11 protein-coding genes are annotated in these 13536 nt (G+C 70.2%); 10 read left to right on the top strand and 1 reads right to left on the bottom strand.

Annotation, left to right across the window (positions count from 1 at the left end; all coding sequences use genetic code 11):
- Positions 1 to 143: 143 nt before the first annotated feature.
- A complete protein-coding gene (locus ACWGIC_RS42510; protein ID WP_452081618.1) occupies positions 144 to 1343 on the bottom strand; it encodes a Glu/Leu/Phe/Val dehydrogenase dimerization domain-containing protein in 1200 nt (399 codons plus the stop codon).
- Between the two features lie 120 nt (positions 1344 to 1463).
- Here ACWGIC_RS42510 and ACWGIC_RS42505 point away from each other — a divergent pair, with 120 nt between their 5' ends.
- The 10 genes from ACWGIC_RS42505 to ACWGIC_RS42460 all read left to right on the top strand — a co-directional run bounded on the left by ACWGIC_RS42505 (position 1464) and on the right by ACWGIC_RS42460 (position 13444).
- On the top strand, positions 1464 to 2390 hold the full coding sequence (locus ACWGIC_RS42505) for a LysR substrate-binding domain-containing protein (protein ID WP_452081617.1): 927 nt from the start codon (positions 1464 to 1466) through the stop codon (positions 2388 to 2390).
- Positions 2391 to 2581: 191 nt separating this feature from the next.
- Positions 2582 to 3844: a glutamate-cysteine ligase family protein gene (locus ACWGIC_RS42500; protein ID WP_452081616.1), complete on the top strand. Its 1263-nt coding sequence runs from the start codon at positions 2582 to 2584 to the stop codon at positions 3842 to 3844.
- A gap of 62 nt (positions 3845 to 3906) precedes the next feature.
- The gene (egtB, locus tag ACWGIC_RS42495) at positions 3907 to 5256 is read left to right on the top strand and encodes an ergothioneine biosynthesis protein EgtB (protein WP_452081615.1); all 1350 of its coding nucleotides are present in this window, start codon (positions 3907 to 3909) and stop codon (positions 5254 to 5256) included.
- 4 nt (positions 5257 to 5260) lie between these two features.
- Complete coding sequence (egtC, locus tag ACWGIC_RS42490; RefSeq protein WP_452081614.1) at positions 5261 to 6025, top strand: ergothioneine biosynthesis protein EgtC; 765 nt, start codon at positions 5261 to 5263, stop codon at positions 6023 to 6025.
- A complete protein-coding gene (egtD, locus tag ACWGIC_RS42485; RefSeq protein WP_452081613.1) occupies positions 6022 to 6993 on the top strand; it encodes an L-histidine N(alpha)-methyltransferase in 972 nt (323 codons plus the stop codon). The genes egtC and egtD overlap by 4 nt, the downstream gene beginning before the upstream one ends.
- Entirely contained in the window at positions 6986 to 7456 is a 471-nt protein-coding gene (locus tag ACWGIC_RS42480; RefSeq protein ID WP_452081612.1) for a nitroreductase family deazaflavin-dependent oxidoreductase, read from the top strand. Before egtD ends, ACWGIC_RS42480 begins: the two co-directional genes overlap by 8 nt.
- Positions 7457 to 7781: 325 nt before the next feature.
- Positions 7782 to 9410, top strand: coding sequence for an alpha/beta hydrolase (locus ACWGIC_RS42475; RefSeq protein ID WP_452081611.1), 1629 nt, complete (start codon positions 7782 to 7784; stop codon positions 9408 to 9410).
- 106 nt (positions 9411 to 9516) lie between these two features.
- A complete protein-coding gene (locus ACWGIC_RS42470) occupies positions 9517 to 10665 on the top strand; it encodes an EfeM/EfeO family lipoprotein (protein ID WP_452081610.1) in 1149 nt (382 codons plus the stop codon).
- Complete coding sequence (locus ACWGIC_RS42465; RefSeq protein ID WP_452081609.1) at positions 10662 to 11822, top strand: Dyp-type peroxidase; 1161 nt, start codon at positions 10662 to 10664, stop codon at positions 11820 to 11822. Before ACWGIC_RS42470 ends, ACWGIC_RS42465 begins: the two co-directional genes overlap by 4 nt.
- Before the next feature lie 17 nt (positions 11823 to 11839).
- Complete coding sequence (locus ACWGIC_RS42460) at positions 11840 to 13444, top strand: phospholipase C (protein WP_452081608.1); 1605 nt, start codon at positions 11840 to 11842, stop codon at positions 13442 to 13444.
- Positions 13445 to 13536 lie beyond the last annotated feature (92 nt).

The raw sequence follows: 13536 nt of genomic DNA, 5'->3' as shown, positions 1-13536 counted from the left end.
GTGAAGGACTCCTTGAAGGAATCTGATTCCCTCAAGGAGTCCTTCACGGACTCTCGCATCCTCAGGGGCTGAGAACCACCCGATTGGACGGAGCCGGGCGGGCGAGGAAGGCCCGCCCGGCTCCTTTTTTCACGGAATCTTCTTCACGGAATCATGAGCGCGGGAGCCCCTCGCGGGCTGAGCGATTCGGCGGTGCGGGCCGCCCGGGTCGCCTCGGCCTGCTGCAGCGCGGTCACTCGCGGCGGGACCCGGTCCAGGTGCCATTCGGCGAGCACCAGCGCGACCTTCGCCTGCATTTCGGTGCGCAGCCGCAGGAACGAATCGGCCGGGTCCGCCCCGACCTCGCCCAGCAGCAGCCACCAAGCCCAGGCCGCCGCCCCGGCGTTGGCGATGAAGTCCGGGATCACCGCGACCCCGCGAGCCGACAGTGCCGCCTCGGCCTCGGGCGTCGTAGCCGCGTTGGCCGCTTCCACGACGACCTTGGCCTTCACCAGATTTTCGTTGTCCACGCGCAATGCGTAAGAAATCGCCGCGGGCACGAAGATATCCGCGTCGGCGGACACCACGGCCTCGCGCGGCAGCGACTGAACGCCTTCCGGGAGCCGGGTCCGGTCGACCTCGCCGAACCGGTCGCGCAAGTCAAGCAGCGCAGGGACATCGAGCCCCTCGGGGTCGTACAGCGTGCCCGCAGCGTCCGCGACCGCGACGACCTTCATCCCCGCCTCGTGCAGGTACCAGGCCGCGCCGCCGCCCATCGTGCCGATGCCCTGGATCGCGACCGTCGTCTCCGGAACTTCCCAACCCCAGGTGTTCGCCGCGCCGAGACAGGCCTGCGCCACGCCGTACCCGCCGATCACGTCGCCGAGCAGCTGCCCGCCCGGGACGGGAGCGTTGAGCCCGGCCTGGACGCGGCGCAGCGTGCGCGCCGGATCGGCCGAGCGGCGGATCGCGGCGTGGTACGACTGCTCCAGTCCCAGGTTCGCGAAAACCTCGTCGATGAGGTGCTGCGGCACGCCGAGGTCCTCGGCGGTCACCCAGCTGGCGTCCAGCCACGGGCGCAAGAACTCGCAGAACCGGGTGAGGACGCCGGTGGCGCGCGGGTCCTTCGGGTCGAAGTCGATGCCGCCCTTCGCGCCGCCGACCGGGAGGTTGAACGCGGCCGTCTTGTTCGCCATGCCGCGCGCGAGGTCGGCCACCTCGTCGACGGTGCAGCCGGCGCGCATCCGCGTGCCGCCCGTGGCGACGCCGGAGACCAGGCTGTGCACGACCAGGTAGCCGTGCGCACCCGTGACCGGGTCGGTCCACGTGAGCTTCATCAGCGGTTCGGCGATCCGCGGGTCCATCGAGCCACTCACCTCCTCGAGTCCTTGGCGGCGCCGTTCGCCGCCTGCTTCCGAGGGTGCTGCCACTTCGGGGCGCGCGTCTATTTACCGAATCTGGACGAAGTTGTTTAGGGTTCGTACATGGAGCTTTCGTTGCACCGCTTGAGGATGCTCCGCGAACTGCACCGCAGGGGCACGGTCACCGCTGCCGCGGCGGCGTTGCATTACACCGCTTCGGCGGTATCCCAGCAACTCGCGCAGCTGGAACGCGACGTCGGCGCGAAGCTGTTCGAACGGCTCGGCCGCCGGGTCCAGCTGACCGAACTCGGCATTCTGCTCACCGAGCACGCCGAGGAGATCCTGGGGTCGGTGGAGCGCGCGACGCTCGCGCTGGAGGAGGCGCAGGGCTCGATGTCCGCGCGGCTCACCGCGGGGGTCTGGGCGTCGGTCGCGTCCGGTCTGCTGCCGACCGCGCTCACCGCGCTGGCCGCGGACTACCCGGGAATCCAGGTGCGGACGAAGGAACTGGCCCCGGAGGCGACGGCGGACGCGGTGCGGGACGGCACGCTGGACCTGTCCTTCGTGATCGACTACTCCGATGCCCCGATGGAGTGGAGCGACGGGCTGGAGCGCGCGGTCGTGGCGGTCGAGCGGCTGCACGCGGCGGTCCCGGCGGGCGCGCTGCCGTCCGCCACGGCGCCGCTCGACGCGCTGGCGGAGCACCCGTGGATCCTCGCGAGTCCTAAGTCCCATTTCGGCCGCGCGATCCGGATTGCCTGCCAGCGGCACGGTTTCCAGCCGAAAATCAATCACGAGGTCGAGGAGCAGTCGACCGCCATGGCGATGGTGGGCGCCGGGCTCGGCGTCACCCTGGTGTCCGATCTCGGCCTGCGGCTGCTGCGCCCGCCGGGGATCGACGTCGTCGCGCTCGCCCCGCCGCTGCTGCGGACGGTGTCGATCGCCTACCGCCGCACCGAGATCCGGCGCCCGGCACTGCATCTGGTGGTCGCCGCGGTGCAGGAGGCCGCGGCCGAATTGGGGCTGGGCACCGAACCCGCCCTGCCGTGAGCCGGGGCGCCCCGGATGGAGCAGTGCGCGCGAGTGTGATCTGTGCGGTGAACTCCCAGGTCAACATGGATTACGGGTTCCTTATCGATCGCCGCCGACGCTTCGCGGCCCTGTTTTTGTCGGACCCCGCGTGTAGCGTCGCGAAGCGACGAGGTCCGGCCACGCGGACCTCCCGATGTGGACGGCGACAGATGACTGCAGTGCACGATTTTCCGGACAGATCCGGGAGTGCGGCGAACCGGACCGCGCGGGTGCTTGCCGACCGCGCGGAAGGGGAGCGGTACGTCGCGTCGGTGTGTTTCAAGCACGGCCCGCCGAGACTGCTCGGGGTGGAACTGGAGTTCACCGTGCACCACGCCGGCGACCCGGTCCGCCCCCTCGACCCCGATGTCCTCGCCACGGCGCTCGGCCCGCACACCCCGCGGACGCTGCGCCCCGACAGCCCCGCGATCCCGCTCCCGGCCGGTGCGCCGGTGAGCCTGGAACCCGGGTGCCAGGTGGAGCTTTCCGCTCCGCCGCAGGCCTCGCTGCGTGCCCTGCACGCGGCTGTGGAGGCCGATCTCGCTCATCTCACCGGTCTTCTCGCCCGCCACGGCCTCGAACTCGGCTCCGCGGGCATCGACGAGCACCGGCCGCCCCGGCGCATTCTGCGCACCCCTCGCTACGCCGCCATGGAACGCCGGTTCGCCCCGATCGGGGCGGGCGGCATCACCATGATGTGCAGTACCGCGGGCCTGCAGATCTGCGTGGACGCGGGCGAAGCCCACGAGGTCGCCGCGCGCTGGGCGGCCGCGCACGCGATGGGGCCGCCGCTGCTGGCGCTGTTCGCGAACTCCCGGGTCCACGCGGGAGCCGACACCGGGTTCGCGTCGGCCCGCTGGCTCGCGGTGATGGAAACCGAGCCGGTCCGCACCCAGTCGCCCGAGCCGGGCACGGACCCGGCGCGGGAATGGGCCCGCCGGATGATGGACACGCCGCTGATGGTGTTCCCGCGCGGCGAACGGCCGTGGGACGCGCCGGAGGGGCTGACCTTCGCCGAGTGGATCAGCGGCCGGGGCTCGGCCACCGTGCTGCGCCGTCCGACGGCCGCGGACCTCGACTACCACCTCACCACGATGTTCACCCCGGTGCGGCCGCAGGGCTACCTCGAGCTGAGGTACCTCGACGGGCAGCCGCCGGGGGAATGGCTGCCGCCGGTGGCGCTGGTCACGGCGCTGCTGGCGAATCAGTCCACAGTGGACAAGGTGCGCGAGGTGTGCGCGCCGGCGGCGGGCCGGTGGGCCGACGCCGCCCGGTGCGGGATGGCGGACGCGGAACTGGCGTCGGTCGCCAGGGAACTGGTGGAGCTGGGCGTCGCCGAGCTGCCGGCCACCGGGCTTCCCGACGGCACTGTCGACGGGCTCGCGGCCGGGCTGCGCGCCCGCGCCGCCGGAGTGCCGCGCCAGAGCCGATGAGCAGGATCGAGAGCACTGCCGGGCCGGGCGCCCGGCGAACCGGACTCGAGGAGTCAGGAGCCATGAGCACCATCCCCGAACAGAACCCGTTGCTGGAGCTGAGCCCGCAGGACCTGCGGGCGCACGCGGCCGCCGCCCTCACCCGGGCGCGCGAGCGCAGCGTGGCCCTCACCGACGCGGTCGACGACGAAGACCTCGTGCGGCAGCATTCGAAACTGATGTCGCCGCTGGTGTGGGACCTCGCGCACATCGGAAGCCAGGAAGAGCTGTGGCTGGTCCGCGACGTCGGCGGCCGGGATCCGCTGCGGCCGGACATCGACGACCTCTACGACGCCTTCCAGCACGCCCGCGCGGACCGTCCGGCGCTGCCGCTGCTGAGCCCGGCCGAGGCCCGCGCTTACGTGAAGGAAGTTCGCGAGAAGGCGTTCGACGTCTTGGAAACCGCGCCGCTGGAAGGACGGCGGCTCACCGAGAGCGCGTTCGCCTTCGGCATGATCACCCAGCACGAGCAGCAGCACGACGAGACCATGCTGGCCACCCACCAGCTGCGCAAGGGCGAACCGGTGCTGCACGCCCCGGAGCCGCCGCGACCGCCCGGCCGCAAGCTGCCCGCCGAGGTGCTCGTGCCCGGCGGCCGCTTCACCATGGGCACCACCGCCGAACCGTGGGCGCTGGACAACGAACGCCCGGCGCACGAGGTCGACGTGCCCGCCTTCGTTCTCGACACCACCCCGGTCACCTGCGGGGCGTACGTCGAATTCCTGGAATCCGGCGGCTATCACGACCGGCGGTTCTGGAGCGAGCCCGGCTGGACGTACCGCCAAGAGCACGACATCACCGCGCCCCGGTTCTGGCGCCGCGAACCGGACGGCTGGTGGCGCACCCGCTTCGGCGTGCGCGAGCGCGTCCCGGAGAACGAGCCGGTCGTGCACGTTTCGTACTACGAGGCCGACGCGTACGCGCACTGGGCGGGCAAGCGGCTGCCCACCGAGGCGGAGTGGGAGAAGGCCGCCCGGCACGACCCGGCGAGCGGGCGTTCGCGGCGTTTCCCGTGGGGCGACGAGGAACCGACGGCCGAGCACGCCAACCTCGGGCAGCGCCACCTGCGCCCGGCCGAGGCCGGCGCGTATCCGGCCGGTGCGTCGCCGCTGGGCGTGCACCAGCTGATCGGCGACGTCTGGGAGTGGACGAGCACCGATTTCCACGGCTACCCGGGCTTCTCCGCGTTCCCGTACCGGGAGTACTCGGAGGTGTTCTTCGGCCCGGACTACAAGATCCTGCGCGGCGGGTCTTTCGGCACCGACGCGGCGGCGATCCGGGGCACGTTCCGCAACTGGGACTACCCGATCCGGCGGCAGATCTTCTCCGGCTTCCGGTGCGCGCGCGATCCGCGCCCGGGCGAGGCAGGCTAGCCCGATGTGCCGTCATCTCGCCTATCTCGGCGCGCCGGTGTCCCCGGCGGAGCTGATGTTCGCCGCGCCGCACGCGCTGCTCGTGCAGTCGTACGCGCCGCTCGACATGCGCGGCGGCGGTTCGGTGAACGCCGACGGGTTCGGCCTGGGCTGGTATCCGGAACCGGGCGCCCCGCCGCAGCGGTACCGCCGCCGCGAACCGCTGTGGACCGATCAGACGCTGCCCGCGCTGGCCGCGTCGGTGCGCACCACGGCGTTCGTCGCGGCGGTGCGCAACGGCACCACCGGAATGCCGGTCACCGAAGCGGCCGCCGCGCCGTTCACGGAGGATCGCTGGCTGTTCAGCCACAACGGCGTGGTGCGCGGCTGGCCCGGTTCGATGCGCGGGCTCGCCGGGCAGCTGGACGTCACGGAGCTGTTCACCCTCGAAGCGCCGACGGATTCCGCACTGCTGTGGGCGTTGCTGCGCGCCCGGCTGCGCGCGGGGGAGGAGCCGCTCGAAGCGGTGACCGCTCTCGTGCGCGAGGTCGAGGCGGTCGCTCCGGGCTCCCGGCTGAACTTTCTGCTCACCGACGGCGAACTGCTCGTCGGCACCGCCTGGACGCATTCGTTGTCGGTGCGCCGCACCGAAACCGGCGTGGTGCTGGCGTCCGAGCCGTGCGATCCGGACCCGGCCTGGACCGCCGTGCCCGACCACCACGCCGTGCGCGCCACCGCGGCCGGCGTCGACGTCCTTCCCCTGACCCTGGAACGGAGCACCGCCCGATGACCGAAGCGGACCTGGAGAGCCATCGCCGCGACGTGACCGCCGAACTGCGCGCGGACGTGCGCGAGGGGCTCACGGCCGACCAGAAGTGGTTGCCGCCCAAGTGGTTCTACGACGCCGAAGGCAGCAAGCTGTTCGAGAAGATCACCGCGCTGCCGGAGTACTACCCGACCCGCAGCGAACGCGAGGTGCTCGCGGACCGGTCGGGCGAGATCGCCGAACGCACCGGCGCGCACACGCTCGTCGAACTGGGGTCCGGGTCGAGCGAAAAGACCCGGCTTCTGCTGGACGCGCTCACCGCGCACGGCACGCTGGAGGCGTTCGTGCCGATGGACGTGTCGGAATCCGCGCTCGCCGAGGCCGCCGCGGCGATCACGGCGGACTACCCGAAGCTCGAGGTGCGCGGGGTGGTCGGCGATTTCACCCAGCACCTGCAGCTGCTGCCCGGCACCGCGCCGCGGGTCGTGGCCTTCCTCGGCGGCACGATCGGCAACTTCCTGCCCGGCGAACGCGCCGAGTTCCTGCACTCGGTGCGGGACGTGCTCGGCGAAGGGGAGTGGCTGCTGCTCGGCACCGACCTGGTGAAAGACCAGGAGACGCTGGAGCGGGCCTACGACGACGCGGCAGGCGTCACCGCGGCCTTCAACCGCAACGTGCTGCGGGTGATCAACAGCGAACTGGGCGCGGACTTCGACCCGGAAGAGTTCGACCACGTCGCCCACTGGGACGCCGGACACGAGTGGATCGAAATGCGGCTGCGCGCCCGGCGCCGGACGGAGGTGCGCATCCCCGGCGCGGACCTGATCGTGCCGTTCGCCGAGGGCGAGCACATCCGCACCGAGGTGTCGGCGAAGTTCCGGCCCGAGGGCGTCGAGGCGGAGCTGAACGCCGCCGGGTTCGCGCTGGAGCGATGGTGGACAGACTCACAGCAGCGGTTCGGGGTGAGTTTGGCAAGATCAGTGCGTGCGTAACCCTCTCGCGGCACTCGCCCGCAAGCTCGGCACCCAGCCCCGGCTGATGGGCGCCTCACGCGCCATCATCGCCACCGACCGGCAGCTGCACCGCTGGTTCGGCGGCCGGATCAGCCTGGTGGGCCTGGCCGGGCTGCCTTCGCTGCGGCTCACCACCACCGGACGCCGCAGCGGCCTGCCGAGGAGCACGAACTTGCTGTACTACCCGCACGGCAGCGAGTTCGTGCTCACCGGCTCCAACTGGGGCCGCCCGAAGAACCCGGCGTGGACCCACAACCTCCGGGAGAACCCGACCGCGACGGTCGCGCTGCGCGGCCGCGAGATCGAGGTCAAGGCGCGGGAACTGGAGGGCGCGGAGTACGACCGGATGTGGGCGGAACTGCTCGCGTTCTGGCCGGGGTACGAGATGGAACGGGAGGCGGCGGGGCGGGAGCTGCCGGTGTTCGTGCTGACCCGCTGCTGACCGGCAAGGCTCCGCAGGGCGCCGAATGGAGAAGTACCAAGGGCTTTCGACCTGGCGGAAGCCCCGGCCGATCGGCGCGAGGAGCCGACCTGCTCGAACTCCTGGAGTGCGTCGCCCCCGACACTTCCCGTCTTGTCCGGCCGTCTCGACCCGTGCCTCTCGCCGGCCCAGCCCGTCGTCGAAGACCGCCCCTGATCCGGACCGCTCGCTGTCGCCCGCCCGAACCCGCAGTTCCTCCTTTTGGCCGGTGCCCGGCTTGGCCGGATTATGCCAGTCTCGGTGACGCCCCGTAATCAGACGGGTGCGCAACCAGGGGAGATTCCACGTGCGCGGAGCGAAAAGAGCACGAACCGGAGCATTGGTCGCGGCGATCGCGACCGCGCTGACCGGGCTGGCGGGCACTGCCGTCGCGGCACCCGCCATCCCGGCAGCGCAGCCGGCCAAACCCGCGGAGATCGCGCGCACCGCGCCGGTCCGGTGGGAGGACTGCACCAAGGAACAGCTGCGCGGCGTCCCTGCCGATCAGCTGAAGCTGTACAGCTGCTCGTTGTACCGCGTGCCGATCGACCACGACGACGCGTCGCTCGGCAGCATCGACATCGCGCTGATGAAACGCGCCGCGAAGGTTCCCGGGCAGCGGATCGGGTCGTTGTTCCTCAACCCGGGCGGTCCGGGCGGGTCCGGGCTGCGGATGCCGATCGCGGGCGACCGCTACTTCCGTCCGCAGGTGATGGACCGGTTCGACCTCGTCGGGTTCGATCCGCGCGGCGTCGGAGCCAGCAACCCGCTGCGCTGCTTCACCACCGCTGAGGACGCTGCGGACGTCCAGGCGCAGCTGCTGCCGGTTCCGTTGTCGCGCCAGGAAATCTCCGGCACGCTCGCCGCGTACCGCGATTACGGCCAGTTCTGCCGCCGCAACGCCGGCGCGCTGCTCGACCACATGTCCACCCGCGACGTCGTGCGGGACCTCGACCAGCTGCGCGCGGCGGTCGGCGACAAGCAGCTGACCTACACCGGCTTCTCCTACGGCACCCTCGTCGGGTCCACGTACGCCGCGATGTTCCCGAAGCAGACGCGCGCGATCGTGATCGACGGGAACGTCGACCCGCAGCTGCGTACCAACGACGGCGTCACCTACGACCTGGCGCGGGCGCAGGGCTTCGAGATCGCGCTGGACGGCTTCCTCAAGCGTTGCGCCCAGGCCGGCGACAAGTGCGCGTTCAGCGCCGGCGATCCGCGAGCCAAGTTCGACGAGTTGCGCGAGCACGTGCGCACGGACCCGATCACGCTGCCCGACGGCTCGAAGCTCGACCTCGGCGGGCTGACCGGCGCGGTGTCGAGTGCGCTGTATTCGCCGGCCTCCTTCGGCGAGCTGGCCCAAGGTTTGCAGCAGGCGTACTCGGTGCTGCACCCGTCGCTGCAGGCGCAGGCCGCGCGGAAGGGAACCCTCTCCGCGGGACGCGGCGGTCTGCTCGACCTCGCCCCGGACAGCCCGTACACCGGCGACGACTCGTACTTCGCGGTGAACTGCGCGGACAAGCCGATGCGGATCCGGCAGGAGCAGGTGCCGGGGATCGCGGGCAAGGCGGACCGGGAATCGCCGACGTTCGGCCGCTACCAGGTGTTCTCCGACATCGCCGCGTGCCCGGTGTGGCCCGCCGCGAAGACGTCCGACCCGTTCCGCGGGCCGTGGCGCGCGAACACCGCGACGCCGGTGCTGGTGGTCAGCAACTTCTACGACCCGGCCACCCGGTACCGCTTCGGCCAGCGGATGGCCGAGGAGCTGGGCAACTCCCGGCTGCTGTCGGTCGACGCGTTCGGCCATTGCATCCTCGGCAAAGCGCGCGGCGTGGACGACGCGACCGCCGCGTACCTGATCGACCTGAAGGTGCCCGCCGACGGCCAGGTGTTCCAGCCGGACCGCCAGCCCTTCACCGAGCCCGCGAAGGGCTGATCGGTTGATCTTGGGCCCGGAACCGGGCATAACGGCACGACCCTCTTGTCAGCGGTCGGCGGATCGGTGAAAGTGTCCGCCAGAAGTTCACCTGAGGGGAGTTGACGTGCGGCGCTGGGCGGGCGGGTTCGGCGCGGCCGGCACGGCAGCGGTCCTCGTCGGGACCGCGGTGCTCGCCGGCTGCTCCGGCTCGCCCGCCCAGGCCGGTCCGGTCCAGGTTTCGCGCTCGGCCTGCGGCGACGGCTGGACCGCGCCGCCGGCCGGGCCGCAGACCCTCCAGATCCGCAACGACGCCGCCGTCACGATGGAAATCGACCTCGTCGACCCGGCCACCGGCACGGTCTTCGGGGAGCTGGAAGGCGTCGGCCCGGGGACGACGCGCGCATTGCCGGTGAACTTCGGCAACGGCGCGTACGCCCTGCGGTGCGCGCCCGAGGACGGCACGCCGTTCGTCGGGCCGACCGTGCAGGTCACCGGCGGCGCGGACCGGCCGGGGCCGGCGGTGGTTCCGGTGACCAACGCCGATCTGCTCGGGCCGCTCAAGCAGTACCACGCCTACGTCGCCGAAGGACTCGGCACGCTCGTCGGCCAGACCGCCGCGCTGGCGCAAGCCGTCCGTTCGGGGAATCGTGGTGCGGCGCAACAGGCTTGGCTCACCGCACATCTCACCTACGAACGGCTCGGCGCCGCCTACAACGCCTTCGGCGATTCGGACGGGACGATCAACGGCACCACCGCCGGGCTGCCGGAAGGGGCCTCGGATCCGGGCTTCACCGGGTTCCACCGGCTTGAGAACGGCTTGTGGCACAACGAAGCCATGCCCGCGCTCAGCCCGATCGCCGATCAGCTCGACCAAGCGGTGCAGAAACTGCGCGCGTCGTTCGCCGACGCGCAGATCGACCAGAACGACCTCGGCCTGCGCGCGCACGAGATCATGGAGAACACGCTGCAGTTCGAGCTGACCGGCCGCACCGACTACGGCAGCGGCTCCAACCTCGCGACCGCACGGGCGAATCTCGTCGGCACCCGCGCGGTACTCGACGTCCTGCGCCCGCTGCTGACCACCCGGTTTCCGGGGCTGAAGGACCTCGACGCGTGGATCGCGCGCACCGATCGCGATCTCCAAGCGGTCGTGGGCAAACCGCTGTCCGCCCTCGACCGGAAGCAGCGGCAGCGGATCAACGCCGACGTCGCCGAGCTGACCGAACGCCTGGCCCCGGTCGCGGCGATCGCTGAGCCGAGGAGAACGTCGTGACACTGGGGCGGCGCGCGTTCCTGCGCGGAGCGGCGGCCGCCGGGGCAGGCGCGGGCTTGGCCGGGCTGTCGGGAAGCGCGGCGGCGGCCGGGGGAGCGGTGCCGTTCCACAGTCCTCGGCAGACAGCCGTGCTGGCGGAACCGGCACGACATTCGGTTGTCGCCGCGTTCGACGTCGTCGCGGAGAACCGCAGCGAACTCACCGCTCTGCTCAAGGAACTCACCGCCCGAGCGCGGTTCCTGACCAGCGGCGGCGCGCCCGCGTCGGTCGGGATCACCGGACCGCCCGCGGATTCCGGGGTCCTCGGTCCAGAAGTCCCGAAAGGACAGTTGTCGGTCCTCGTCGGAGCCGGTGCTTCGCTGTTCGACGACCGGTACGGGCTCGCCGCGCGCAAGCCGCCGAAGCTCAAGCAGATGCCGACGTTCCCGGACGACGCGCTTGATCCGCAGTGGTGCCACGGAGATCTGAGCCTCGTGCTCAACGCTGCCGAACCGGACACCGTGCTGCACGCGGTGCGCGACATCGCCCGCGCGACCCGGGGCGGGATGCAGCTGCGCTGGAAGATCGACGGGTTCAGTTCGCCGCCGCGACCGGCCGGGACGCCGCGGAACCTGCTCGGCTTCAAGGACGGCACCGCGAATCCCGGACCGTCCGAAGCGGACAGTCTGGTGTGGACCGACGACGGCGGCAGCTACCAGGTGATCCGGCTGATCCGGATGCTGGTCGAGTTCTGGGACCGGGTGTCGCTGTCCGAGCAGGAGAACATGATCGGCCGCCGCCGGGACACCGGCGCGCCGCTCGACGGCGCGGACGAGCAGGACGTGCCGCGCTACGCCGAGGATCCGATCGGCACGGTCATCCCGCTGACCAGCCACATCCGGCTCGCGAACCCGCGTACTCCGCAGACCGGCGGGCAGCGCATCCTGCGCCGCGCGGTGAACTACGACCGAGGCGTGGACGCCAACGGCAACCTCGACATGGGCCTCGTCTTCACCTGTTACCAGCGCGATCTCGAGCAGCAGTTCGAGGCCGTGCAGAAGCGGCTCGCCGGAGAGCCGCTCACCGACTACGTCTCGCCGTTCGGGGGCGGGTACTTCCACCTGTTCCCGGGCGTGACGGACCCGGCCGACCACTACGGACGGGCAGTGCTGGGCTGAGCGGAAGGAGTTCGGGAGTGAAGCGGACCAGGAGGCGGGCCACTACGGCAGCCGCGCTGGCGGCGACTGCGGCGCTGGCAGCGGCGTGCGCGAGCAGTTCGGCGTCGACCTCGGCACCGGTAAACGCGATCGCTGCCGAGACCTTCACGACGGCGACGCCGATCAAGCACGTCGTGGTGATCTTCGGCGAGAACATCTCCTTCGACCACTACTTCGGCACTTATCCCAACGCCACCAACGAAAACGGCACACCGTTCCATGCGGCGGCCGGTACTCCGAAGGTCAACGGCCTTACTCCGGAGTTGTTGCAGCACAACCCGAACGCGTACAACCCGAAGCGGTTGAGCCCGGATCAGGCGCTTACTTGCGATCAGGCGCACGACTACAAGAAGGAACAGGCCGCGTTCAACGGCGGCCGGATGGACAAGTTCGTCGAGTACACCGAGAAGGACAAGTGCACGGGGCAGCCGGTGTTGTTCGGCGAGCCCGGGCTGGTGATGAATTACTTCGACGGGAATACTGTTACGGCGATGTGGAATTATGCTCAGCGTTATGCGTTGAGCGATAATTCGTTCAATACGGTGTTCGGACCGTCCAGTCCGGGGGCGATCAACCTGGTTTCGGGGCAGACGCACGGGTTGCAGCCGGTTGATTCAGTTACCGGCGAGCCGAAGGTCGATCCTCGTACTGCGGCTTCGCCGGATTCGCGCGGGGTTGGGACGATGATTACTGATCCGGATCCGGCGTTTGACGACTGTTCGGACAAGAATCATACGGCGAAGGACAATCTTGGGGCGTTTCAGGGGCGGAATGTCGGGGATTTGCTGAATGCTCGCGGGGTGACCTGGGGGTGGTTCCAGGGCGGGTTCCGGCCTACTGGCGAGGCGAACGGGTATGCCGTTTGCGGGACTAAGCATGCGAATGTGGGCGGGCAGGCTTCTGTTGACTACAGTCCGCATCACGAGCCGTTCCAGTATTACCAGTCTACTGCTAATCGGAAGCATGTGCCGCCGTCGTCGTTGCGTGCGGTGGGGCAGCGGGATCAGGCTAATCATCAGTATGACGTTCGGGACTTCAATGACGCTCTTGCCGCGGGGGTGATGCCTGCGGTGAGTTTTCTGAAGGCTCCGGAGTATCAGGACGGGCACGCTGGTTATTCGGATCCGCTGGACGAGCAGGCGTTTGTGGTGGATGAGGTCAATCGGATCCAGGCTTCGCCGGAGTGGAAGAATACGGCGATTCTGTTGGCTTATGACGATTCGGACGGGTGGTATGACCATGTTGCGCCGAGGATTCTGAATGGGTCGCATGATTCGGGGCAGGATGCGGCGGTGTGTACGGCGAAGCCGGTGAAGCTGGGCGGGTTCGCGGATCGGTGCGGGTATGGGCCCAGGTTGCCGTTGCTGGTGATTTCGCCGTACAGTCGGGTGAATTATGTCGATCATGCGGTGACTGATCAGACTTCGGTGTTGCGGTTTATCGAGGACAACTGGCATTTGGGGCGGATTGGCGGCGGGTCGTTCGACGTGATGGCGGGGTCGTTGGCCGGGATGTTCGACTTTTCGCGTCCGGGGGCGAAGGCGGTGAAGCTGGACCCGAAGACGGGTGCGGTGGTGGGGTAGGGGCGGGCTCGTCGCCTGGCGGCGACATTGCGCCCCGGGTGAGTTGGGGGCACCCCGAAGCTGATTGTGCTGACGGTTCGGGGGTGCTTGTC

This window comes from Amycolatopsis sp. NPDC054798 (assembly GCF_053611505.1).
This window is presented reverse-complemented; position numbering and strand designations above follow the sequence as displayed.